Origin of the sequence: Formosa sp. S-31 (assembly GCF_051172795.1) — a bacterium.
Classification (GTDB): Bacteria; Bacteroidota; Bacteroidia; order Flavobacteriales; family Flavobacteriaceae; genus Formosa.
This window is the reverse complement of record NZ_JAENDK010000001.1, coordinates 34,582-56,437: the sequence shown is the minus strand read 5'-3', so window position 1 is coordinate 56,437 and position 21,856 is coordinate 34,582. Positions and strand designations below refer to the sequence as shown.

26 protein-coding genes are annotated in these 21,856 nt (G+C 32.4%); 22 read left to right on the top strand and 4 right to left on the bottom strand.

What is annotated here, in order from left to right; all coding sequences use genetic code 11:
• Positions 1 to 121 precede the first annotated feature (121 nt).
• The 8 genes from I3217_RS00260 (at position 122) to I3217_RS00225 (ending at position 6,154) form a co-directional block, all read left to right on the top strand.
• Complete coding sequence (locus I3217_RS00260; RefSeq protein WP_435047715.1) at positions 122 to 979, top strand: AbiJ-NTD4 domain-containing protein; 858 nt, start codon at positions 122 to 124, stop codon at positions 977 to 979.
• A gap of 166 nt (positions 980 to 1,145) precedes the next feature.
• Positions 1,146 to 2,354, top strand: a complete 1,209-nt coding sequence (locus tag I3217_RS00255) for an AlbA family DNA-binding domain-containing protein (RefSeq protein ID WP_435047714.1) — start codon at positions 1,146 to 1,148, stop codon at positions 2,352 to 2,354.
• A 189-nt stretch (positions 2,355 to 2,543) separates the two neighbouring features.
• Positions 2,544 to 2,966, top strand: coding sequence for a hypothetical protein (locus I3217_RS00250; protein ID WP_435047713.1), 423 nt, complete (start codon positions 2,544 to 2,546; stop codon positions 2,964 to 2,966).
• Between the two features lie 168 nt (positions 2,967 to 3,134).
• A complete protein-coding gene (locus tag I3217_RS00245) occupies positions 3,135 to 3,512 on the top strand; it encodes a lipocalin family protein (RefSeq protein ID WP_240574632.1) in 378 nt (125 codons plus the stop codon).
• Positions 3,513 to 3,664: 152 nt separating this feature from the next.
• Complete coding sequence (locus I3217_RS00240; RefSeq protein ID WP_435047712.1) at positions 3,665 to 4,132, top strand: hypothetical protein; 468 nt, start codon at positions 3,665 to 3,667, stop codon at positions 4,130 to 4,132.
• Between the two features lie 174 nt (positions 4,133 to 4,306).
• Positions 4,307 to 4,591: a hypothetical protein gene (locus I3217_RS00235; protein ID WP_435047711.1), complete on the top strand. Its 285-nt coding sequence runs from the start codon at positions 4,307 to 4,309 to the stop codon at positions 4,589 to 4,591.
• Between the two features lie 188 nt (positions 4,592 to 4,779).
• On the top strand, positions 4,780 to 5,247 hold the full coding sequence (locus I3217_RS00230; protein ID WP_435047710.1) for a hypothetical protein: 468 nt from the start codon (positions 4,780 to 4,782) through the stop codon (positions 5,245 to 5,247).
• 358 nt (positions 5,248 to 5,605) lie between these two features.
• Positions 5,606 to 6,154, top strand: a complete 549-nt coding sequence (locus tag I3217_RS00225; RefSeq protein WP_435047709.1) for a hypothetical protein — start codon at positions 5,606 to 5,608, stop codon at positions 6,152 to 6,154.
• A gap of 165 nt (positions 6,155 to 6,319) precedes the next feature.
• Here I3217_RS00225 and I3217_RS00220 read toward each other — a convergent pair whose 3' ends face one another.
• Both I3217_RS00220 and I3217_RS00215 read right to left on the bottom strand, forming a co-directional pair.
• The gene (locus I3217_RS00220; protein ID WP_435047708.1) at positions 6,320 to 6,808 is read right to left on the bottom strand and encodes a hypothetical protein; all 489 of its coding nucleotides are present in this window, start codon (positions 6,806 to 6,808) and stop codon (positions 6,320 to 6,322) included.
• Positions 6,809 to 6,900: 92 nt separating this feature from the next.
• Positions 6,901 to 7,377, bottom strand: coding sequence for an Hsp20/alpha crystallin family protein (locus tag I3217_RS00215; protein ID WP_435047707.1), 477 nt, complete (start codon positions 7,375 to 7,377; stop codon positions 6,901 to 6,903).
• A 389-nt stretch (positions 7,378 to 7,766) separates the two neighbouring features.
• On the opposite strand from I3217_RS00215, the gene I3217_RS00210 reads away from it, so the two are divergent.
• The 5 genes from I3217_RS00210 (at position 7,767) to I3217_RS00190 (ending at position 11,526) form a co-directional block, all read left to right on the top strand.
• A complete protein-coding gene (locus tag I3217_RS00210) occupies positions 7,767 to 8,594 on the top strand; it encodes a hypothetical protein (protein WP_435047706.1) in 828 nt (275 codons plus the stop codon).
• A 144-nt stretch (positions 8,595 to 8,738) separates the two neighbouring features.
• Positions 8,739 to 9,449 (top strand): hypothetical protein, encoded by a 711-nt coding sequence (locus tag I3217_RS00205; RefSeq protein ID WP_435047705.1) that lies wholly within the window; start codon positions 8,739 to 8,741, stop codon positions 9,447 to 9,449.
• Between the two features lie 175 nt (positions 9,450 to 9,624).
• Positions 9,625 to 10,194, top strand: coding sequence for a hypothetical protein (locus I3217_RS00200; RefSeq protein ID WP_435047704.1), 570 nt, complete (start codon positions 9,625 to 9,627; stop codon positions 10,192 to 10,194).
• A 168-nt stretch (positions 10,195 to 10,362) separates the two neighbouring features.
• A complete protein-coding gene (locus I3217_RS00195; protein ID WP_435047703.1) occupies positions 10,363 to 11,034 on the top strand; it encodes a DUF4304 domain-containing protein in 672 nt (223 codons plus the stop codon).
• 240 nt (positions 11,035 to 11,274) lie between these two features.
• Positions 11,275 to 11,526 carry a hypothetical protein gene (locus tag I3217_RS00190; protein WP_435047702.1) on the top strand — a complete coding sequence of 84 codons (252 nt, stop codon included), beginning with the start codon at positions 11,275 to 11,277 and terminating at the stop codon, positions 11,524 to 11,526.
• Positions 11,527 to 12,098: 572 nt separating this feature from the next.
• Here the strand turns inward: I3217_RS00190 and I3217_RS00185 are convergent.
• Together I3217_RS00185 and I3217_RS00180 are read right to left on the bottom strand one after the other, a co-directional pair.
• Positions 12,099 to 12,803 carry a LytR/AlgR family response regulator transcription factor gene (locus tag I3217_RS00185; protein WP_435047701.1) on the bottom strand — a complete coding sequence of 235 codons (705 nt, stop codon included), beginning with the start codon at positions 12,801 to 12,803 and terminating at the stop codon, positions 12,099 to 12,101.
• The gene (locus I3217_RS00180; RefSeq protein ID WP_435047700.1) at positions 12,793 to 13,560 is read right to left on the bottom strand and encodes a sensor histidine kinase; all 768 of its coding nucleotides are present in this window, start codon (positions 13,558 to 13,560) and stop codon (positions 12,793 to 12,795) included. Before I3217_RS00180 ends, I3217_RS00185 begins: the two co-directional genes overlap by 11 nt.
• A gap of 517 nt (positions 13,561 to 14,077) precedes the next feature.
• Here I3217_RS00180 and I3217_RS00175 point away from each other — a divergent pair.
• The 9 genes from I3217_RS00175 to I3217_RS00135 all read left to right on the top strand — a co-directional run bounded on the left by I3217_RS00175 (position 14,078) and on the right by I3217_RS00135 (position 21,678).
• Positions 14,078 to 15,076 (top strand): DUF6624 domain-containing protein, encoded by a 999-nt coding sequence (locus I3217_RS00175; protein ID WP_435047699.1) that lies wholly within the window; start codon positions 14,078 to 14,080, stop codon positions 15,074 to 15,076.
• Positions 15,077 to 15,315: 239 nt separating this feature from the next.
• Complete coding sequence (locus tag I3217_RS00170; RefSeq protein ID WP_435047698.1) at positions 15,316 to 15,609, top strand: type II toxin-antitoxin system HigB family toxin; 294 nt, start codon at positions 15,316 to 15,318, stop codon at positions 15,607 to 15,609.
• Between the two features lie 2 nt (positions 15,610 to 15,611).
• Complete coding sequence (locus I3217_RS00165; protein WP_435047697.1) at positions 15,612 to 15,968, top strand: helix-turn-helix domain-containing protein; 357 nt, start codon at positions 15,612 to 15,614, stop codon at positions 15,966 to 15,968.
• Between the two features lie 808 nt (positions 15,969 to 16,776).
• On the top strand, positions 16,777 to 17,631 hold the full coding sequence (locus tag I3217_RS00160) for a CPBP family intramembrane glutamic endopeptidase (RefSeq protein WP_435047696.1): 855 nt from the start codon (positions 16,777 to 16,779) through the stop codon (positions 17,629 to 17,631).
• Between the two features lie 129 nt (positions 17,632 to 17,760).
• On the top strand, positions 17,761 to 19,179 hold the full coding sequence (locus I3217_RS00155; protein WP_435047695.1) for a sodium:solute symporter family protein: 1,419 nt from the start codon (positions 17,761 to 17,763) through the stop codon (positions 19,177 to 19,179).
• Positions 19,166 to 19,660 (top strand): thioredoxin family protein, encoded by a 495-nt coding sequence (locus tag I3217_RS00150; protein ID WP_435047694.1) that lies wholly within the window; start codon positions 19,166 to 19,168, stop codon positions 19,658 to 19,660. Before I3217_RS00155 ends, I3217_RS00150 begins: the two co-directional genes overlap by 14 nt.
• Before the next feature lie 320 nt (positions 19,661 to 19,980).
• Positions 19,981 to 20,193 (top strand): hypothetical protein, encoded by a 213-nt coding sequence (locus I3217_RS00145; RefSeq protein WP_435047693.1) that lies wholly within the window; start codon positions 19,981 to 19,983, stop codon positions 20,191 to 20,193.
• A complete protein-coding gene (locus I3217_RS00140; protein ID WP_435047692.1) occupies positions 20,174 to 20,503 on the top strand; it encodes a nuclear transport factor 2 family protein in 330 nt (109 codons plus the stop codon). The genes I3217_RS00145 and I3217_RS00140 overlap by 20 nt, the downstream gene beginning before the upstream one ends.
• A gap of 203 nt (positions 20,504 to 20,706) precedes the next feature.
• Positions 20,707 to 21,678, top strand: coding sequence for a family 43 glycosylhydrolase (locus tag I3217_RS00135; RefSeq protein WP_435047691.1), 972 nt, complete (start codon positions 20,707 to 20,709; stop codon positions 21,676 to 21,678).
• Positions 21,679 to 21,856 lie beyond the last annotated feature (178 nt).

Here is a 21,856-nt window from a genome sequence, read left to right as displayed (position 1 = left end):
CTGACTTTCCTTTCGGAAAGTCCTCGCTAATTTGCTATCTTCGGTTTACGGCGGAAAATCCTTCCGGATTTTCACGCAACGAAACCATAGCCAAACACGTTATGCACAATTTGATTAAACTATGAGATTTTCACAAAGAATAGGACAAACGCCAGCAAAAAAAGATATTCAAATTGACTGGATTGATGAAGAATTAAGGAATGGCGTTTGGAATTTATTGAAAATGCTTTTTTTAGATGAATTAGAAAGGTCACACAATTATGGTGTTCCTGAATTTAAGAAATTCACTAAAATGTTATGGCATAACTTTTACAAACTACCGATTGATGACATTCCATATTACGATGGAGATACTGATTTAGAAATACGTAATAAATTCTTTAAATCGGAATGGTATGAAGTTTATGATTTGATTGAATTTATAATTAGCATTCAATCAAATGAAATGACTAAAAACAAAATAATAAAATCAATAAATAACCTTTTAGAAAAGGAATTTGCTGGATATAGAATTATTAATGAAAAAGTAGTTCCAATAGCAAATGAATTAGAATTTAATGAAGTTACTGCTGTACTAGAAAAAACAAAATTTCTAACAGCATTAGAAGGTGCTAATATTCACTTAACGAACGCTATTGATTTAATATCTGACAAGAAAAATCCAAATTATCGAAATTCAGTAAAGGAATCAATTTCAGCAGTAGAATCTGCTTGCAGAATAATAACTGGAGAAAACACTTTAGGAAAGGCATTAAATAAATTAGAAGCAAAAGGACTGAATTTAAACAATCAATTAAAATCTGGGTTTGATAAAATATATGCCTACACAAACGATAAGGACAATGGAATAAGACACGCAATAGTGATTGCACCAATTGAACCTGATTTTTCAGATGCAAAGTATATGCTAATTTCGTGTAGTGCTTTTATAAACTATTTAGTAACTAAAGCAGAAAAAATCGGAGTAAAATTTGAATAAAAAACTGTGCATAACAATGTATAACCGCAATTACGGCGGATTCGACTACGTCCGAATCCACTCGGAATTGCTAACGTCTGTTCTAAACCGAAAATTAACGCATATTAACCCGTAACTGACGGTTATACGAGCCGTTACCAGTAATAATAAAAATACAGAGCCATCGATGGAAGAACTTCGTGATTTAATTCTTTATGAAAACGAAAATACTCGACTCGATTTTAAACGTGACGAGTACAGGAAAGAGGACTATTCTTCATTATTAAAAGATGTCCTTTCAATGGCTAATGCGTTTTCAACACAAGAAAGGTTTATAATTATTGGATTAAAACCAAAATCTATTGAAGATAGAGGAATAAAAGGCATAGATGGAGAACTTACAGATTCAGCAACATTTCAACAACTGGTTCATGAAAATATAGAACCTGAACTCTCGTTAGATTACTTTCCCTTTCCAATCGAAAAAACAAAACTTGGAGTATTAAAGATTTCAAAATGTATCAATCCTCCTTATCTGATGAAAAAAGATTATGGAAATGGCAAGCAAAAATTATTTAAAGGAGAAGGTTTTATTAGAAAAGGAACTCATCAAACGAGATTAGTTAGAGCTGATTTTGACAAGTACATGCAAAACAAAGCTGATGAAAAATATTTTAATGATGATATTGAAATCACTTTCATCGCTGACAATCTAAAAAATCAAATTGAACTTGTATCTTTTGAAGATATTCAAAGACCCTCTCAAATTAAGAAAGAAAAGATTCAAACAATTTTAGACAAAAAAAGAAAAGAGAAAGAAAAATATAAAAGCTTGGGAATGCAAGATTATAATTTTGATTCTCTTTCAAATTCAATGGATTACATGAATGCTGCAATCTCAGGAGGTGGAATACCATACAGAAGCAGAAGTATTGAAACTCTTGAAGAAAACTTGAAAAATGTAGAAAGTACTTATTACAAGCATGATTTATTCGAAGTATTTGAAAAAAACTCTGCAAAATGTAATATTTCTATTTTCAATTTGGGATATAAATACATTGAAGAGGCTTCAATAATATTAAAAATTCCGAAACTTGATGGTTTAGTTGTAGTCGACGAAGTCTATAGCGCCCCAGATAACCTTACCGGATACGCAGCTGGATTGCATTATCCAGAAGTAATTGAAGATGAAGATTATTTTGTTGTTAAAGATGATGTTGGGGACATAAAACATCAACTACACCAGGAACTCTTTAATATTCCATTGAGAATTTTTGCATCACTAAAAGTCACTCAAAAATCATTTAAAATGCATTGCGAATTATATGCAAAAAATATAAAAACATTAATTAAGAAAGATTTAGAAATAAAAATTACTACTGGTAACAAATTGTAAATTGCATTGCGGGGTTCATTGTGTGCCGTACGCTGGATTCTCGCAACATCGTTCCGTCCTGCCGGACAGGAACTAGCTCCGAAATCCGCAACGACAACTTACAAGTGACCGTTGGCAATAATGTCCAAAATGCGAAATAGAATCATAATTTTAATTTATTTAATTGCCTTTCCAATATTTGGACAGAATATGGATTTACCTAAAGACTTAACAGAATTTTTAAAATCAAAATCAGAATTAATTTACGACCATAAATCCGTGGAACCTGACTTTGTAGGAATTATTGACTTTGACAAATTGGAAATGGGTAAAATATGGATTGAGGGAATTGTTAGCAGAAAATCTTATTACGAAATTCCAGCAATCAATCTGACTGACAAATGCGAACATTATGATCCTGAATATATCCTACTCTACTTACCGAATGAAAAATTGTACGGAACTTGGGATTCTGACCATTGGAAACTTTATGTTTTCCCGAACACTAATTGGACTGACATCACAGAAAATCCAGCAGAATTTATAAACCAACAATGGAATCCGAAAAAAGAAATAGGAATTGAATTTGACCCAAAAACTGATTATAAATTAATAAATGGATGGCCATTTTAAGCAAAAAAACACTATTGCCAACACTATATAACCGCAATTACGGCGGATTCGACTACGTCCGAATCCACTCGGAATTGCTAACGCCAGTGCTAAACCGAAAAACAAAGTAAACCAAACCGATAACTGACGGTTATACGAACCGTTGTGCCTAATTTGAAAAATATAAATATGAAAAAACTACTTATCCTACTACTTTTTGTCTGTATTTCAAATACGGCATTTTCTCAATCAAATGAATTAATTGTTGGTAAATGGACTTTTAAAGACGCATATAATAAAGACAAAATTGATGAAGCTGGGTTAGCAATGCTACAATCGGAAATAATCAATAAAATGACTTTTACTTTTAATCATAATGGTGAATTTGAAGCATACATGATGGGAGAAAATCAAAAGGGCAAGTGGGAATTGACAAAAGATTCTAAAAAGATTATTCTCAAAATCCCCCAAGAAACTACGACTGAGTTAACCATTTTAAAACTAACTGAAAAAGAGTTGGCTTTAAAACTTGGGTTAGGGGAATTCCTAATGACAAAAAATATATAAAAAACTAGGCACAACATTATATAACCGCAATTACGGCGGATTCGACTAGGTCCGAATCCACTCGGAATTGCTAACGACAGTGCTAAACCGAAAAACAATATAACCCAAACCGATAACTGACGGTTATACGAACCGTTAGCAGTCATTTAAAAATGATAAACATAAATAAATCGAATTACGAATTTTACAAAGGGATTTTCAAAGTGATTTGGGAAATTGAGGCAAAATATGCCAATATGGACCCAAATGCTGATTATTCGCCATTAAAGGTATTGGAAAGTTGGGAAAAACAGAATCTATCTTTAGCGAGAAGAGGACTAAAAGAAGGACTGAGAGACACACTAACTGGACTTAAAGAATTGCCGACTGACTTAATATCTGAAATGAATAAGAGTTTAATAGAAAACAATTATCCATCAATAAATATTCTGACTTCTCAAATTAGAAATGTTCCAAAAAAAGTACTGGAAAAAGGAAAAATAAAAAACCTTGACGAATATTATGTAATTAAGGAAGTTTTAGACGACATGGATTATGATATATCGGAATCTCATCGAGCTGAATTGAACAAAATATTAGAAGAGTTCGAACAGAATTATAAAGAAAAAAACGCCAGCTAACAACGTATATAAAAAATTACGGGTTTCTGGCTTAATTAAAGGTAGTTGCAATTTTGCTCACTCTGATTTTCCTGCGGAAAATCCTCGCATGCAAAACCGCAACTTTCCATATACGAACCGTTGTACGTAATTTGAGAAAAACCGAACTGAAATAGAAAATAAAGTATTAATTAAATGAGCGGAGGAGCTGGACACGTTGCGGATATGAATAATAGAATGAAACAAAATCGTTCTATGAAAACATCTAACAAGCCGAAATTTAAATCTAATAATAGAGATTTGAACTTTTCAAGTGGTGAATCTGAAAAACTGACCTTTAAAAAAGTTTCCGAGGAAGAACTTGCTCGAATTAAAACTGAAATTAGAAAGAAAGCGGAATCGGAACGAAAAAAGGAAAGAATAATAATTGCCTTGACTGTCTTAATTCTAATCATTATTTTGACTATATTTTTGACATAGCATTTTGAAAAATAATAATCTGAAAAATAAAAACTACGTATAACACCGTATATAAAAAATTGCTGGTGTTGTGCTAAATCAAAGGTCGTTGCACGTTTGCTACGTCTGAATTTCCTTCGGAAATTCCTCGCACGCAAACCCGCAACTTTCCATATACAAACACGTTACCTACAATTTAAACTTACTAAATGCCAATAGAGAGAAACGGAAAATTAATGTTCACTTTATCTTATTTAAAACCAATTGCAGAAGGAAATGGAATTATTGATGGAACACCTGGTGGGCTAATATTAGGCAATTCACACTCGGATGGAGGAATAAAAGTAATTCGCCAATATCAAAAAGAAGAACTCTATGAAGTTATTGCGGAATTTGAAGGCTGGGAATATATTTTAAATCCATTAGCAACAACAAAAGAAATAGACTATCTAACAAAACTAAATTCAGAATTCGCAGGAACAAAAGTTGAATTTATAGAATATGACATTCCTAATGGAATTAATATAATTAATACAAAACCGTTATTTGAAAATATAAAAGAAACTAATAAACTGATTTTGTTAGACGAATGGTCTCAGTTTATAATCAATAAACATTCAACAAAAAAACATTTAATTGAATTAGACGAATTGAATAAAAAATACTCTGTTATTTAATCAAAATGATTTGATAAATAAAAAAACGGCAAAAATTAAAATCGCTATAGAAAATAAAAAACCAAATACTTTGTCAAACCTTGAATAAGGAACTCCTTTTTGCCAATGCTTTTTTGAATGTTCCCACTCATAATGGTAAGACAAAAAAATGTAAATGGAAAAAATAAATAAGGTAAATGAAAACCATCTCATAAAACGAAAGTAATAAAACTGTAGGTAACAACGTATATAAAAAATTGCTATTTTAGTGCTAAACCGATTGGCGTTGCTTGTTTTGCTACTTCTGATTTTCCTTCGGAAAATCCTCGCATACAAAACCGCAACTTTCCATATACACACCGTTAGCATACATTTTGAAATGAACGAAGATTGGATACATTATGCAACTATTGGAGATAGCCAATATTGTGGATTAGACGGAATAAACATTTGGGATTACAAATGGAAATCTGACTATGAGTCTGTTTTAATTAAAGACCCAAATTACGGAGAAGAAAAGTCCTTTACCAAGTTTTGGATTGAATTAGAAAATAGAAAAATTGAGTTTGTAGCTGGAGAATTTTCAAACTGTATTTGGGGAATCTATGTTAGAAAAAACTCTAACCAAAAAACAAAAGAATCTCTCGATAATGATTTTAAAATTGCTAGAAATTTAATAAACGAATCTGACCTTTTGGAACGGATTAGAAACGGTGCTCCTGAAAATGAATACGACTCTTTGACCAAACAAATTTTAAGTGACATTTTAAATAAAAAAGGTAATAAAGAAATTATCGAAAACGCATTTGATATTTTAAGACTAAAATATGGAGAGGAAAAAGTCAAGTTAAGAGTTTCTGATTTTGACTCGGCAATTATCAATTTGACCGAAAAAATAAGACTAAAAACGTATGCTAACACCGTATAAAAATAATTGCTATTTTTAGGCTAAACCAAAGGTCGTTGCTGTTTTGTTACATCTGATTTTCCTACGGAAAATCCTCGCACACAAAACCGCAACTATTCTTATACAAACACGTTGTGTGTAATGCGAGAAAAATCAGAACTAACAAGAAAAAAAGACGAAAACTTTTTAGTTTTCGTCTTCAGGCTTGATAAATTCTGATTGATATTTTTCTAAAAACTTCTTTTGCCTTTCAATCATTTGTTGCCTTATTTTGTCAATATCCATAAAATCCTTTCCAAATGGACTTTCAAAAAAATCGTCATTAAAAAATCGTTTGCTAAAAAGTGAATCTTGAGAAAAAACATCTTCAAATCCTTCATTTTCAAACCTTGAAAAATTTGTAAAAAATCTTGATTTAAACGATTGCATCAAACTATCTCTATCGAAAGAAGATAGATTGTCATACTGACTGTCGGAAGACCAAGAATAAATACTATCATATCTTATTAAATTTCCATTTTCGTCAAATTCTTTATCAACTTTCCAAGTGCCTTTAGGCTCTTCGACTATGTTAGTCTTATTTTCTTCTTTTTCATTTTCTTTAGTTTCATTTTCTTGTCCTTGGCAACTAACGCTTAACAAGCCGACCATAAACAATAAAATACACTTTTTCATAACTTTAGATTTTAAGTTAAACTTAATACTAAGAGGATGCTGAAAAAATCAGCATCCTTCTCAAAATTTCACTCTAAAATTTAGTGAAACAATTATGAAATCTTAATGCTTCTTGCAGGCTTTTGTTTAGCTTCTTCTTTTTTTGGTAAAAGAATGTTTAAAATACCATTTTCATACTTTGCATTAATCTTTTCATCATTTACAGTTTCTGGCAAATTAAAGGTTCTTTTGAACGAGGAATAGCCAAACTCTCTACGAGTATAGTTTTCTTCCTTGTGCTCATTTTCTTCTTTTATCTCTGTAGAAATCGATAATACTTGATTATCAAGGTTAAGATGGAAATCTGACTTTTTTAACCCTGGAACAGCCATTTCTACTACAAAAGCATCAGCAGTTTCCTTAATATTTACTTTCGGTAAAGTAATACCAGTATTGAAATTTGAATTAAATACTGATGGTAGGTCTCTATTAAAAATGTCATCTAACCAATTTGACAAAGTTGGGAAGTTTTGATTTGAATTGCTGTTAACTAAACTTCCATTTTTAGGAACAGTTGCTAAATTGCTCATAATTAAAAAATTTAAATTAAACATTTTTTCAAATTTGAAATCTTAATTGATTTCGATTTGATTAAAACAAAAAAAATACCAAAATAAACAGAGCTAGTTTTTATATAAAAAACCCGCTTAATTTTATGAAATTTTGACATATTTTAATCTAGTTAACTGACATATTTGCATTCGGCAATCGATTGATTATATGAGAACTGGCTAATTAATAAAATAAAAATCTATAAATTTAACTTGTAGAAAAGCACAACACACAACACCGTGTATAATTCATTGCTAGTACTCGCCTACTTACGAAAATCCTCGCGGATTTTCTATTCGGTTTGTATTTGCTAATTTAGTTGCTGAAACACGCAACAAATCATACACACACCGTTGTGCTTAATTGCATGAGAGACATAGTACACATATTAACCTTCTTGATAATTAGTCTTTCTGGATTTGCCCAGGCTGATTTTAATTGTACTCGCCCTGTCACGAAAATTGACTCGATGGATAGAGCATGGTATCCATTTCAGATTATTGATAGCATCAGATTTAAAGAATCATCTGGATTTATAATAGCTGATACAAATAATAAACCGATTGATTTCATTTCAAGTGAGGAGGAATCCTATCAACGACTTTCTCAAGAAGAGCCTTGGTCGAAAGATTTTTTCAAAAAATATAAACGGACTGAATTTAAGAGTTATAAAGATTATTTAATTGACCATAAAAAGACTTCAGAATTTTGGGATTCATTGGCATTTGCGGAGAACCAGTTTTCAAATTCTATGGACATGGTAGTTTGGATTCAGAATAACTCAAACGACACGATTCTTTTTCCAAATCAAGATGGAAGCTTAATTGGATTGATTGAGGCAATTGACAGCAAAGGTGAATGGAAGCCGATTCAATATTGGTGGTTTAGTTGGTGTGGAAACAGTTATATGGATTTGATTCTGCCACCAAAAAACTCTATCCAGATTGGATTAAATAATCTACTCGGTGATACAGAAACAAAAATGCGATTAAAAATACACGGACGGGACACAATATATTTTTCAAATGTGTTTTTGGGTACTGTTTCAGCCGATGATTTCATTTTAAGCAATGAAACTCGTCTCGAAATGAATGAAGATAGCGAACGGATTTCGTTTCTTGATTCCGTTCATTACGGATTGACAGTTTTTCCTGACCCACCCGAGATTATTATATTTGAGGAAAATGAAGAATAAGCAACATAAGCACAACACACAATAACAGCAATAGCAGCATTGTGCAGGTAATTTGGTCAGTGCAAGTTGACCGTCCTTCGGACGATCATTCTTACAAACTTTACCGCTACTTCAGTTATTGCCATCGTTGGCATTAATTTGAAAATGACGAAATATATAGGAATCATAATACTAACTATTGGAATTGGACTTTTTGCCTATTCAATGACTTTAGACCCATTTACGGACAAAGATGAATTCTACGAAAAAATGAATTCCATTATGGGGGAAGAAAACAACTCTCAAAAGTTTTTTGAACTTAGAGAATCTTACTTAACCCCTAAATTCGAGTTAGAAAATTATGGACTTGTCTGCATAATTCTTGGTCTATACACACTGATTTTAATACCAAAAAAATGGCAAGACTTTAAATCACCAAAATATAAAGGGATAACAATCTTGATTGGGGCATTAGCAGTCTTATTAACCATTGGTGGTTATGTTGGTGATTTGTTCTTAGAAATGACAAGAGACAGTTATCCCCCTTGGGCGGACTCTTTAGGAATTCCACTAATGTCAGTTCCAGGATTGTTGCTAATTTTTTCAGTTTGGTTTGCAGTTAACTTGATTGGATTAAAGAAACCATTCAGGACTTCTGTATCAATTACAGATTTCGACCTGAAATCAATAAACTATTGGTATTTAACTCTAATAGTTTTGACAACAATCCTTACACTTATCTTGATTTATGAAGGTGACTTTTGGTGGACAGCAGCAGGATTAATGTGGATTTATTTCTACCTGACGCTAATGTTAGGACGACAGAAAGAAAAAGAAAAACTAATGCCAACAAAACCTATACGCAATGCGGGTTGACGAGATAAACGAAAGGTCGGTGCTTTTAGCCCGCCAAAGCTCCGCTTTGACGTTTTTGTTGAATAAATTTAAAAACACAAAACGCAGCTTTGGCTACCGTTTGTGCAAGTTTGAAAGTTTCGGCTTTTTAATCCCGCACTGCGCATAGCCAAACCGTTGTAAGCAATTTCAGAAAATGAGAAACCTACTTAAACTAACATTAATTTTAGGCATAACTGTTCTCTTAACAAATTGTGCTGCTTTCGGAACTAAAACGCTTTATAAAAAAGAAACTATAGTTCTGACAAAACCAAAAACACTCGGATTTAGTCAACTCGAAAATGAACCAATAATTGACCAAATTGTAAACGGAACTTCCGAAAATTATGACAAAATAATGAGTTCTGAACTAAAAAAAATGGAAATTGAATCTAAAAACATACATTACCCAAACTTTGAAAAATGGACTGACCTTGAAAAACAAAAAATATCCGATATATGTACTTCAAATAAATTGGACGGTATCATTTTTACACAACTTAAGTTCATTAATACAAAGTATAGCATGATGCTTATTCCAATTGGCAAAAGTCAGGACACAGAAGTTCAAATGCAATATTTTGACTCTGATGGAAATTTGGTTTTGCATATAAAACACAACACACAAAAAGGAAATTCTTATTTGGATTATCCTGATGCAGTAAAAACTGTACCCGATGGAATTAAAGGTGCTTTAAAAAGAATATTTAAGGAAATAGAAAAATAAAAAAACTGCTTACAACAAAGAATATAAAAAATTGCTAGTTTTAGCTTAACCAATGTGATTTGCTTTGCTTGCTTGCATCCGATTTTCCTTCGGAAAATCCTCGCACTCAAACACGCAACTTTCCATATACAAACCGTTGTGGGTAATTTAAACAAAGAGTATTAAACTATGGACTCGGCTGAATTTAGAAAATTGATAGCAAAACATTTTTCACCGAAAATTCGTGAATTAGGATGGAAAGGTTCTGGATTTCATTACAGAAAACCAGAAGAAAATCATATTATCAATATTTTTGGACTTCAAGGAAGTAGATGGGGCGGAACAATTTATTGTGAAACTGCTATTTGCTTTGATTTTATGAACGATTTAGCTGGTTTATCTTTTGAGAAAAGCACATATGCAAGTTGTCTAATTCGAAAAAGGTTGCACCCATTAGAAAGGACAGGTGGAGCTTGGGATATTCATAATGACCAAGAAAAAAATCTCGAGGAAGTAAACTCAATTTGGAATGCTTTTCAAAACCAAGGAGCAAAGTTCTACAATGATTTTGCGGACTTTCCTCATCCTTTTGATAAAATAAAACCGATAGATTTACAAACAAGTGACAATTATAAAATACTTGGAAAATATTATGTCGGAAACGACATTGAATTGGCTAATCTTTTAAAAGAGATAAACCTCTTGCTTGGAAACAAAAGTATCGCCAAAGAATTTGCTGAAATCGGAATTGCAGGAGTTAATGAATTAGGAAAGAAACTATTAGTTGGCAGAAAAACCAAATCGTATAGGGAAACTGAAAGACACCTTGAAAATAAAATTAAAGAACTAACAATTGAATAAAAAACTACCCACAACACCGGCTATAATTCAGCGTGGCTTATGAACTATCTTGAAAAATTTATTACTTTAACCTAGCTGATTTCTCTGCGGACAAATCCTGCGGATTTATCCACGCCGAAATCATAGCCAAACCGTTGGCAATAATTATGGAAAACCGTTTTAAAGAAAATATTATGATACTCAAAACAAAAAATAAAATATCATTTAAAGATTTTGAAAGCGGAATAAAAAAGTAATTACTTGGATAAAATAGATAAAGAAGTTATTTATTGGTCAATTTGGAAATTGATACAATACATATATAAAATCGCTTTGATTTTAGCAATCTTAGTGGGAATACGAACGGTACTTTATTTCATAAATGGAATGAAAGATGAAAATATTAGTCCAAGAGGAATGGTAACCATTTGGATTATTATTATTTCAGTAATTACCTTAAGAAATATTCTCAAACCATACTTTAGAAAAAAGACCAATAATTATTTAGACTAATAAAAAAACTATTGCCAACAAAGTACTGTGGTAAAAACCAAGTAAATTTTTAACTTTTTAACGGCAGTTGACTTCTGTAATTATTGTCATATAATACTCCTGATTTCACTACAGCAAATGCTTGTTTTAACAGTTTATTACAAACCGCTATCAATTTATAACTTACACACTTTTCGGGATAGTGTCGAAGTAAGGTATCAATCACCAATAAATACCCGAAATGATGGATTCGGATTTAGAATTGTAAAAGACAAATAAAAAACTGTCAACAATACCAATACTCTATATCATAAATAATTAAACAACATTTAACCTGTATCCATATTTTAAGACTAGCCCCCTTAATTTCCAAAAAAAGTTTTATTCTATTCTGGATATGGAGGACAAACTGATTCACCCGCAGCGGGTTAAACTGAGCATGCCTAAATTTGAGATACCCCCCTGTTTAATAACACTTCATGTCTAGTAGCAGACTGGATCACTATTTCTGCTGTTTATGGTTTAGCTTTACGTCCTATACAACGTTATAATTAACAGTACTATTTGTAAACATTTCATTTTTGATTGATGTATTATTCATAATTTTTGAGTTGCTTCATCGCATTAGCCTTATAAAAATCACCAATTGGGACCTCTACCTTACCAATTTCAATATCTTGCTTTGTAAATGCTGAAATTTTTGTTGAATTGACTACATAGGATCGATGCACTCTTAAAAAACGAGCATCTAATTTCTCTTGAAAAGCAGTTAGCCCGTGTTTTATAATTAAAGAAGAATCTTGTAAGTGAATTTTAATGTAATCTTTGATGCTTTCTATATAAGTTATATCATCATAAAAGACTTTAATACTCTTCATGTTACTTTGAACAAAAATATATGAATCTTTAAGTTTTGAATTTTCTGTAGCTTCAATTGATGACTTACTTGTATCTATAAACTTTTCAATCGCTTTAAAAAAGCGTTGGAATGTGATTGGTTTTAAAAGGTAATCTACAGCATTTAATTCAAACCCCTCAAGCGCATAATCACGATAAGCTGTCGTAAAAATGACTTTTGGTTTATGTTTTAAATTTTTAAAAAAATCAGTTCCTTTTAATACAGGCATTTCTATATCCAAAAACATTAAATCTATAGTTTCGACTTGTAATATCTTGTGCGCCTCTAGTGCCGAAGAACATGATGCAACTATTTTAAAAATATCGAGCTGAGACAAATGAGTTTCGATTAGCTCTCTTGCCAAACTTTCATCATCAACTATAAGACATTTATAAAGCATTGGAAGTGATTTTTAAGTTTACAGAATACATTTTAGGTTTATTATCAATATCTAATTTATAACTATTTGGGTATAATAAATCTAGCTGCTTTTTTACATTCTTCAAACCAATGGCTTCTCGGTTTGCGTCCTGATTGTTTTCAGAATTTGCTGGCCTTGTATTTACAATTCTAAATTCAATATTTTGAGCGTCACCTTTAATATATATTTCAATGCTAGCTACATTTATCTCTTGGGTAACCCCATGCTTAAATGCATTCTCTAAAAAAGTAAGCAAAAGTAATGGTGCTATTTTAGCGTCATTAGATATTTCCTTATTAAAACTAACTTTCACGCGATTTCCATAGCGAACTTCTTCTAGGTCTATATAATTGTGCAAAAGTGATATTTCATGCTTTAACGACACATAATTGCTATTACATTGGTATAACAAATAGTCTAAAATTTCTGAAAGTTTCGCAATTACTTCTGGCGCTTTATCAGATTTTTTTAAAGACAGTACATATAAATTATTTAATGTGTTAAATAGAAAGTGAGGGTTTAACTGGTTTTTTAGAGCATTTAATTCTGAAGTTCTTTTCTTCTCTAATAAAATAGCCGTTTCTTTTTGTTTTTTGTAATAATTAAAAATAACTAAAATTACTGTCGGTAAAAGATATTCCGGAATACTGCCTATATATGCTGGCCAGTTAGTAAATCTGTCTGCTAGAATAAAGGGTGGCCTATATGAAAATTCTTCGGGATATGAAGGTATCATAATGTATGACTTATAGACAGAATAGCTAATAAATAAAATATAGATTAAGGTCAAACAGCAAACAAAAAAAAGAAACTTTCTACCAGAGTTTAGTAAATAAGGAATGAAAATATTTATGATAGAATACGCTAAAATTATTTGCAGTATTAACTTTAAAAAAACAGATTCAAATAACAATAGTTTATTCTTTTCGTAAGGCCAAGATATACTCATGAAATAAATGAGCATTACTATCCAAAATAATACATGACCCAATATTTTTTTATTAAAAAAGAAAGACATAAACAGTAATCACTAATTTTTAAAGTGTTAGTAAATCTACAATTTAAAGGTAAACTATTGTTTATTAATAGACAGAAGTTAGATTGTAGGCAACGGAAAGTAATAATACGCAAACTAAATAGGTTTTACTTCAATATTATACTTCTGTCTTCATTTAGTCTTGCTTGGTCTACTTTTTTATTTATGAATTCATAAGCTCTATAATTTGCCAACATTAATTATAAATCTGTATAACATGAAACGTAAAGCATTAATAACATTTACTTTAACTTTTTTTTCGATTATGATTAGTGTTTCTCAAAATACTAGTTCTGAATATTCTGATTTGATACGAGATGGCTGGAAGCTTTGTTTAGAAAAAGATTTTGCTAGTTCAGCTAAGCTCTATGAAGCGGCTTTTAAACTAAATAAAAACGTGCCATTAAGTGACCGATATAATGCATCATGTATTTATGCATTAGCTGGAAACAAAGATTCGGCTTTCCACCATCTATTTATTATAGCAAATGATTTAAAGTGGGATGATTATGATCATTTAATTAATGATAGTGATTTAAAAGTTTTACATACAGAAAAACGATGGGAAGAATTAAAGTCAATCGTCATGCAAAATAAAGTAGAGACTGAAGCACACTTTGACAAAGATTTGGTAACTATATTAGACAAAATATATTTTGATGATCAAAGTACTCGAAATCAAATCCGTTCTATGGAAGAGAAGTATGGAAGGAATTCAATTGAAATGGATGACTTTTGGCAAACCATTCTTAAAAAAGATTCTATTAATCTTATTAAGGTTAGTAAGATTCTAGATGAACGAGGATGGCCAAGTAAATCACTTATTGGCAAACGAGGTACTTCTACCCTATTTTTAGTGATACAGCATGCCAATCAAGAAGCTCAAGAAAAATATTTACCCTTAATTGAAAAAGCTGTTCAAGATGATAATCTTCCTAAAAGACAATATGCTATGTTTTATGACAGACTACTTTTAAGAAGAGGTAAGAGACAAGTTTATGGTACTCAATTAGCCATTAATAATGAACTTAAAACACCTTATGTCCTGCCATTAGAAGACCCAACTAATGTTGATATGCGAAGAGCACAAATGGGACTTAACACCATGCAAGAAAATCTAAATAGATGGAATCTTATTTGGGATGTAGAAACCTACATTAAAGAACTACCAACTATAGAAGCAAAAGAGAAAGAATTAAATGAAAAAAAAATGTAATTTACTTTTAGATATATGGATAGGGCGGAGAAACTGAGCATGCCTAAATTTGAGACAAACCCCTGTTTAATAACACTTAATATCTAGTAGCAGACTGAATCACTATTTCCGCTGTTTATGGTTTAGGTTCCTGTCATATCCAGTTACAGCGCAGCCTCCCGTTGGCTACAAGCTAAAAAAGCAATATTTATTACCAATTTGGTAACTTATTTTATATTTTTGCGACAAACTAGTATAATGTGAGAGTTATAGCAAAAAAAACCTTACGAGATTTCTGGGAGAAACACGCTGACTGTGAAGAACAATTAAAGTCATGGTATCGGGAAACAGAAAAATCGGAATGGAATAACATTAACGAATTAAAAAATGATTATCCAAGCGCCAGTATTTTAAAAGACAACAGGATTGTTTACAACATTAAAGGAAACAACTATCGGTTGATTGTAAAATTCAACTTTGAATTCCAACTATGTTGGATAAGGTTTATAGGAACTCATCCAGAATATGATAAAATTGACGCAAATAACATCTGATTATGAAAATAGCACCGATTAGAGATGAAAAAGATTATCAAAAAGCACTCGACAGACTTGAGAACATTTTTGATGCAAAAAAAGGAACAGAGGAGGGAGACGAATTAGAAATCCTTTCAATTTTGATTGACCGATATGAAAATGAGAATTTTCCAATTGGAATGCCGGACCCAATTGAAGCCATCAAGTTCCGAATGGAACAAATGGGAATGAAGCAAAAGGATTTAGCGGAGGTTGTTGGTTTCAAAAGTAGAGTCAGCGAAATTTTAAATAAAAAACGTAAACTGACCTTGGATATGATTAGAAAATTGAACACGACTCTTCACATTCCTACTGAAGTTTTGATTCAGGATTATTAACAAAAAAGCCAGTTGCCAACAATGGTAACCGTTGCACAAGCCTATAATTTTCAAGAAACATAGTATAAAAACGTCCTTTTTAAGGGCGTTTGTTGTTTTGATATTTATTTAACATCTTAATTCAAGGGAATTATATGGGATGATGCAAAAAACGGCAGTATAGGACCACCTGCGCCGGAAAAACTGAGCAACCTAAATTTGAAATCCCCCCCTGCTTAATAACAATTCATGTCTAGTAGCAAACTGGATCATTATTTCCGCTGTTTATGGTTCAGATTCCCATCATATACAACATTGATTGCTTGGGTTGGTTCCACTAAAATAATAAAAACGCAAGTTGCCTTTATAGGGTTTTCCTCAATTATTTTTTCTTTAAGGGAAGGTTAATAAGAGTCTTTTTTTTAATAAATTTTATTCATTTTTGAAGTAAAAAAATTGCTATATTCGAGTAGAAATATTTGTTTAACAAACAACTTCAAACTATATATAAATATGCATAAGATTATGCATATGTTTTTGGAAAATGTAGTTCTTCAACCTACTAAAAATCAATAGATTAAGAATCAAGGATTGAACTCATAACCCGAAGGTCACTGGTTCGAGTCCAGTTCCCGCTACAAAGTGTAAAGCTAGTAAAATCAAAGGGTTGTGTATTCACAACCCTTTTTTTATGTCTTCAATTTCAATACTCCAACGCAAGTAAACGATTTTAAATTACAACTTAACAAGTCTCTCCCCTGCTTTGAGTTTAAAGTAACAAAACACATACCACTTCGTCTTAATAACAGAGACCAACCTCAAAAACCAAATGCTTAAAAATTTATCGGAACGCAGAGAAGCTTGGAAAACAATCTTTCTATTTCTTGTTCTTGTTGTTGCACTTACTTCACCTTTACATTATGCCATAGTAAATTTATATCCTTCACGGATATATGTTGGAGCTATAATGTGGTGTCCTGCTATAGCTGCAATCATTACATTAAAAATAAAGAAACGCCCCATTTCTTCCCTAAACTGGAATTGGGGCGATTGGAAATATATTCGACTTTCTTATGTTATTCCTGCCTTATATAGCATCATCACTTATGTACTCATCTGGGCTTTAGGTTTTGGAACCTTAGTGAATACAGAAGTCATTCTAGATTGGGCAAACCAACTTGGCTTAGTTGGCATAGGAACATTGAGTCCAACACCCATAATATTTATATCTATCATCTTATTGGGAACTGTTGAAGTCATCAGGTCTGCAGCAACCACTTTAGGAGAAGAGATTGGTTGGCGAGGTTTTTTCATTTATGAATTAAGAAAAGTCCTTTCATTCACTGGAGTATCACTGTTCAGTGGCATGATCTGGGCAACTTGGCATTGGCCCGTAATAGTATATTATGGCAACAATGTAATCCTAGAATTGATAACATTTTATGTTGTAATTATATCAATGTCATTTATGATGACCTACTATACTTTTAAGTCTAAAAGTTTATGGCCCGCGGTAATTTTTCACGCAGTAAGCAATGTGTATATTCAAAAAATATTGCCTCCTCTCACAACTAAAATAGAAGGAACGGAACATTGGCTTGGCGAAAACGGAATTATGTTTGCAATGGTTACTTCTGTTTTCGGAATTTATTTTTGGAGAAAAGCAATTAAAGAAAAATTGTAATCTAAAAACACTACCTTTAACAGGCATCCATGTCTACTTATAATTCCTAACGGCATTACTCCTAAGGTAATTAGAAACTAACCTACAAATGCTTTTGTGAATCATCGCTAATCAATCAAATATCAAAATATGGTAAGTTTCTTCATAATATTTTACCTATTGGTTACACTTGGTATTGGTTTCTGGGCTTCCAAAAAAATTAAAACTTCCGGCGATTTTGCCCTTGCCGGAAAAAGTTTATCTACTTCTCTTGTTGGAGTTACATTATTTGCCACATGGTTTGGAAGTAGTCAAATCATGGGAAATCCAGGCTATTTCATTGTAGATGGATTCTCGTCTTACATTACACTAACGCTATCAGGCGGAATTTGCTTATATATTGTCGGACAGTTCTATGCCCGAAAACTATACAGAATGCAAATTGTTACTATAAACGATTTCTTCAGAATACGATATAATAAAAAACTTGAAACCGCCTCTTCCCTATTAATGGTTTTCTCTTATCCGCATTGGATTGCTGCACAATTTGTTGCCCTAGCCTATTTATTTAATGCCGTAATGAATATCCCCTTTAACATTGGCATTGTATTAGGAGCTTCAATAGTCGTTTTTTACACTTATATAGGTGGCATGTGGGCCGTAGCTTATACAGACATGGTTCAAAGCATCATGATCCTTGCAGGCTTATTCATATTGTTATTTGAAGTATTACATGAAACTAATGGACTAATGCCTGTTTTTAAAAATCAAACTGATGATTTTTTTAATTTAACCCCTCAAGGTGGCCTGGATGCCTGGTCCGATTATATTGCCCTTTTACTGGCATTTACTGTTGGAGCCATACCTGTTCAAGAAATCTATCAACGGGTATTTTCTGCAAAAAATGAGAAAACCGCTCGCAATGGTCTCTTTTTAGGAGCTATCCTTATGGTTATAATTCCTAGTATTCCTCTTATAATTGGATTAGGAGGTGTATACCTGCATCCAGAATTATTAGATAATGGTAATAGTCAGGATATTATACCGTCTTTGGTTAAAATAATGACCAGTACACCCGTACAAATACTTTTTTATGGCGCTATGATATCAGCTATATTAAGTACTTCAAGTGGCGCAATGCTTGCTCCTGCAACAGTTATAGGCGAAAATTTAATTAAGCCTTTCGTGAAAGATCTTTCAGATAAAAAGTTACTGCTGTATACCAGATTAAGTGTTGTTTTAATCGCAGCCATTTCCTGTTATTTCGCTTTTGATGATTCTGATATTGTAGGTTTGGTGGCAGCCTCTCTAAGTCTTATTTTGGTCTGTCTTTTTGCGCCTTTTACCTTTGGTTTATTTTGGAAGAAAGCCTCTGTGTCAGGAGCCTGGGCTGCCATAATCATTGGAGGTCTTACATGGTTCTTCTGTTTTATTTATGAAACCAGAATAGACGCTACCATCTACGGAACGGCATTAAGTTGCTTAAGTATCGTCGTTGGGAGTATATTATTCCCGGATAAACGAAATAAAAAAAAACTGAAAAATAAAAAACGCTATGAAAAATACTAACGACTATACACAAACAAACCTATCGAAGATAAAGAACCCTAAATCTAAACCATTCTGGAAATGGTTCTGGCTTACCTTTCTGGTGGTTTCCCTTGCCTATGCCTGGTATTCATTTTATGTCCCTTCAAATGATGTAACATGGGCTAACAACATGATATCCGCTCGTGAACTTGCCGACAAGTCCGATAAAAATATGCTGCTGTTTTTCACTGGAAAATGGTGTGTACCCTGCCGAATTATGAAGCGTGAAGTTTTTGCGGATAAGGAAGTCATGAAAGCCATTAATACGCAAGTTATACCAGTAATGATTGATATTGATGACCCTGACATGAAAGAGTTCGTGGAATATTATAAAATTGGGACCACACCAATAACAATTTTCACTGATTCCAAGGGAAACGTACTTGATTACGCTGTCGGAAAAATTGGCAAACCTAAATTCCTTGAAATGCTTAAAAAGATTGAAAAACCGGGTTCATAACTGCTAAAAATCGTTTTGCAGGATAGCACGCTAAATTGAAAAAACACCTTAATTATTTGAATATAAAAAGCTCACCAAATAATTCCAGTACCAAACAAAATAGATATCTCTTCATAATTTATGGACAGAGCCAACTCCTGAAAAATAAAATATTGAACAGAAAATTCAGCAACTCATTGCCTTTGAATTTTATTCGGAAAAAACTTACATTTTTATTATCTTAGGCTTTCATCATCACATTCATATGCATTTTTAACCATCTAAAACACAGCACAGCTATTACAACATATTCTATCTTCATAACCAACTAATTAATCATCATGAAAACTAAATCAGTATTTATTTTAACAATGCTTATAGGAATTGTAATTGCCGGCTGCAGCAAAAAACCAGAGCAGAAAACTCTCGAGGAAGTAAAGGAAACTGAACTAATCTCAAAGCAATTTCCTGAGGCACAAAAAGAAGTAAAGGCGGTTTTGGATAGTTTATTTGCCAGCATCCAAAATAGAAATATTGAAGAATTACTTTCCTAACCATTTGTATTCGGACAAGTTTACCGAATTTCGCGATGGACTTCCAAGAACTGGCTCATCTGAAAATGAAACATATGAAAGAGCGCTTATCGAAAAAATTTCTGCATTTAAATACGACCTTGGATCCTTAAAAATTGACATTTTTGACAAAGTTGCCATAGTTACTTTCAATGCAGATTTCAGACTTACAATAGGAGAAAATATAGTTCAACTTTGGAGACAAGGGACAATTGTCTTTGTAAAGAATAAAGGCGTCTGGAGAATTACTCATGAACATTTTTCACCAATGAAGGTCGAGGAATCAGAATAAAAAAGAAACTGTTAGCCTCTTTACGTTCCACAACTTTAAGACAGAAAATAATTTTGACCTGCTTCCAATATCCCTGTCATTTTACCTTCGTTTACCCCTCTTATCAGCTCGATTTTCGTTATTTTTGTAACTAGTGATTTGAATGTCTACCAGGCATTCATAAAGACCCTGCGAGGATAACAAACATAAATACATAACAGACTATGAAAAGATTAACTTTTTTCTTTGTGGCAGCACTAGCTTTAGTAATTAGCTCCTGCCAAAAACCTAAAGTACAATACAGTGGTAATCCGCTATTTGACGACAAACCATTAACCGCAGATCCTGCAGTATTAGTATATAAAGACACCCTTTACTTGTTTACTGGGAGTGATGAAACTGTTCCGGGAAAAGAAGGTTTTGTCATGAAAAAATGGTATGTATTTTCAACACCAGATATGGTAAACTGGACGAACCACGGTGTAAAACTAACCGTAGAAGATTTCGATTGGGCTGCACATAATGCCTTTGCTGGACATTGTGTTGAAAACCATGGAAAATTCTGGTGGTATGTCCCTATGGTTGTGAAAGACACAACGCTTATTAAAAATGAAGGATTTGCCATGGGTGTTGCTGTTGCCGATCACCCACTTGGACCATATAAAGATGCTTCGGGCAAGCCAATTATTTGCGATACTACGGCCAATTCTATACCATTAAATATTGATCCTGCTGTTAATGTCGATGATGACGGTCAGGTTTATATGTACTGGGGGTCATGGAACGAAGCGCGCTATGTAAAATTGAAAGACAACATGATTGAAACAGATGGGCCGGTTCACACCGTTGAAGCTAAAAACTTCTTTGAAGCACCATGGATTCATAAAAAAGGAGACACATATTATTTATCATACGCCGCTCACTACCCTTCAACAACCGAATACTCAACGTCTAAAAGTATTACCGGTCCATGGGAATATCAGGGGGTAATAAATGATACTATTCATAATTCACCTACAAATCATCAGGCCATCGTGACATTTAAAGGGCAGGATTATATGTTCTACCACAATGCTGCTTCTACAACCGGAGGTCCGTTCCGCAGAAGTGTATGTGTAGACAAAATAGAATATGATGAAAATGGCTTAATGAAAAAAGTGGTTCGCACAACAACCGGAGTACCTGCTGTTGAATAATAAAAGTATATATTTTTAAATATAGAGCGGCTTTAAACTGAAATGTTTAGCCGCTTTTTTTTATAGTTTACCTTCCAACACTTAATTACTAAATAGCATTACAAAAAAGAAAGAAATTAATTTATTTAACTAAAAATCAAACAATTAAAAACTAATTTTCCATAACTTTGCAATTGGA